4 protein-coding genes and 1 pseudogene are annotated in these 2,383 nt (G+C 70.4%); 1 reads left to right on the forward strand and 4 read right to left on the reverse strand.

Features of this window, described 5'->3' with window-relative positions:
* Positions 1 to 235, forward strand: a 235-nt coding sequence (locus I5E_RS26335) for a hypothetical protein (protein ID WP_042723727.1), incomplete at its 5' end; no start/stop codon positions are given.
* Here the strand turns inward: I5E_RS26335 and I5E_RS26340 are convergent.
* From I5E_RS26340 to gmk, 4 genes and pseudogenes are all read right to left on the reverse strand, one after another.
* Positions 192 to 347, reverse strand: a pseudogene (locus I5E_RS26340) (hypothetical protein); the annotation flags it as partial. The gene I5E_RS26335 and the pseudogene I5E_RS26340 overlap by 44 nt on opposite strands.
* Positions 348 to 355: 8 nt before the next feature.
* Positions 356 to 1,570, reverse strand: coding sequence for a methionine adenosyltransferase (gene metK / locus I5E_RS09140; protein WP_022906708.1), 1,215 nt, complete (start codon positions 1,568 to 1,570; stop codon positions 356 to 358).
* A gap of 5 nt (positions 1,571 to 1,575) precedes the next feature.
* Positions 1,576 to 1,839, reverse strand: coding sequence for a DNA-directed RNA polymerase subunit omega (gene rpoZ / locus I5E_RS09145; protein WP_022906709.1), 264 nt, complete (start codon positions 1,837 to 1,839; stop codon positions 1,576 to 1,578).
* Positions 1,840 to 1,876: 37 nt separating this feature from the next.
* Positions 1,877 to 2,383: guanylate kinase (gene gmk, locus I5E_RS09150; protein ID WP_022906710.1), on the reverse strand; the 507-nt coding region annotated here is incomplete at its 5' end.

A 2,383-nucleotide genomic window follows, 5' to 3' on the forward strand; every position in this document is an offset into this window, starting at 1 on the left:
GATCCGACAGGAGCGGGCCGCCCTCGCCCACCGCACGCTCCCCGGCGGCTCCGCGCTCCGGACCGCCGGTGGCGCGGCGTCGTCCACGGCGGCCGCGAGCGGGGCGTCCAGCTGCTCGTCGACGGCGTACGCCAAGCTCGGGTTCCGCTGGACCGGACCCGTCGAGTGGGGGTACAACCCGAACAACCAGCGTACCCGTCGGACATCCGCGCCCCGGTGCGCAGCGGCACCTTGACGCGGACCCCCGGCACGCAGTCGTCCTCGAACTCGGCCGGCACCCGGTAGTCGAACAGTCGGTCCAACTGCGGGAGCGGCGAGTCGAGGACGACGCGCGCGACGGTGGTCACGCGGAGCCTCAGACGGTGGCGGCGACGAGTCCTGCGGCGACGCGGAGTTCCTCGACGCGGTCGAGCTGCTCCCAGGTGAACCCGGGGAGCTCGCGGCCGAAGTGACCGTACGTCGCGGTCTGCGCGTAGATCGGGCGGAGCAGGTCGAGGTCACGGATGATCGCGGCCGGACGGAGGTCGAAGACCCGCAGGATCGCGGCCTCGATCGTGGCGTCGTCGACGTGACCGGTGCCGAACGACTCGACGTAGAGCCCGACGGGCTTCGCGCGGCCGATCGCGTACGCGACCTGCACCTCGAGGCGGTCGGCGAGGCCCGCGGCGACCGCGTTCTTCGCGACCCAGCGCAGGGCGTAGGCGGCCGAGCGGTCGACCTTCGACGGGTCCTTGCCGCTGAACGCGCCGCCACCGTGCCGGGAGGCGCCGCCGTAGGTGTCGACGATGACCTTGCGGCCGGTGAGACCGGCGTCCCCCTGGGGGCCACCGATCTCGAAGCGGCCGGTCGGGTTCACGATCACGTCGACGTGCGACGAGTCGAGGTCGACCTGGTCGAGCACCGGACGGATCACGTGTTCGGTGATCGCAGCGGTGAGTTCGTCGAGCGTCACGGACGGCGCGTGCTGGGTGGACAGGACCACGGTCTCGACGGTCTTCGGCACCACGCCGTCGTACCCGACGGTGACCTGGGTCTTGCCGTCCGGGCGCAGGAACGGCAGCTCGCCGGACTTGCGGACGGCTGCGAGCCGCTCGGCCAGGCGGTGCGCGAGCCAGATCGCGACGGGCATGTACTCGGGCGTCTCGTTCGTCGCGAAGCCGAACATGATGCCCTGGTCGCCGGCACCCTGGCGGTCGAGCGGGTCGACACCGGCGCCGGAGCGCGTGTCGAGCGACTCGTCCACACCCTGGGCGATGTCCGGCGACTGCGCGCCGATCGACACCTCGACACCGCAGGTGCGACCGTCGAAGGACACCTCGGACGAGTTGTACCCGATGCCCGTGATGACGTCACGGACGAGCTTCGGGATCTCGACGTAGCCGGAGGTCGTGACCTCGCCGGCGACGTGCACGAGCCCGGTCGTGACCATGGTCTCCACCGCGACGCGAGCGTGCGGGTCGACGGTCACCAGCGCGTCGAGGATCGTGTCCGAGATCTGGTCGCAGATCTTGTCGGGGTGCCCCTCCGTCACCGACTCGGACGTGAAGAGGCGCAGGCTGCTGCTCGTCACCGCGATCAGTCGGTGGGCTGCTGCTGCTTGGTGACGGTGAGCTTGTCCTCGTTGATCTCGTGCAGCGCGACGGACAGCGGCTTGTCGTCGATCGTCGAGTCGACCAGCGGGCCGACGTTGTCGAACAGCGACCCCTCGTGGAGGTCGGCGTAGTAGTCGTTGATCTGCCGCGCACGCTTCGAGGCGAAGATGACGAGCGCGTACTTCGACTCCACCTTGGCGAGCAGGTCGTCGATGGGCGGGTCGATGATGCCCTGGGGGTTGGCCATGGTGTCTCCAGTCGACGGGTCGGGGGGGGTCGCCCGGCTAGGGCGCAGTGAACAAGTCTACGACCTCGCGCGCCGCGGTGCCGACATCGGAGTTCACGATGCGCACGTCGAACTCGTCCTGGGCGGCGAGTTCGACCTTGGCGGTGTCGAGTCGGCGGGCCTGTTCCTCGGCGGATTCGGTGCCGCGGCCGATCAGTCGGCGGACGAGTTCCTCCCACGACGGGGGCAGCAGGAAGACGAGGACCGCCTCGGGCATGGCGTCCCGGACCTGGCGCGCACCCTGCAGGTCGATCTCGAGCATGACCTTCTCGCCGGCGTCGAGCGCGCGGTCGATCGGCGGCCGGGGTGTGCCGTACCGGTACGAGTTGTGGACGGTGGCCCACTCGAGCAGCTCGCGGTCGCGGATCATCCGGTCGAACTCGGCGTCGTCCACGAAGTAGTAGTGCACGCCGTCGACCTCGCCGGGGCGGGGCTTGCGGGTGGTCCCCGACACGCTGAGGGTGACTTCCGGGTACTGCTCCCGGATGTGGGCGCTGACGGTGCC

It is taken from the genome of Curtobacterium sp. B18, assembly GCF_000333375.1.
Taxonomy (GTDB): domain Bacteria; phylum Actinomycetota; class Actinomycetes; order Actinomycetales; family Microbacteriaceae; genus Curtobacterium.

Bases quoted from the DNA above. Each gene is read 5' to 3' on its own strand.
- rpoZ (WP_022906709.1), bottom strand. From the start codon at position 1,839: ATGGCCAACCCCCAGGGCATCATCGACCCGCCCATCGACGACCTGCTC.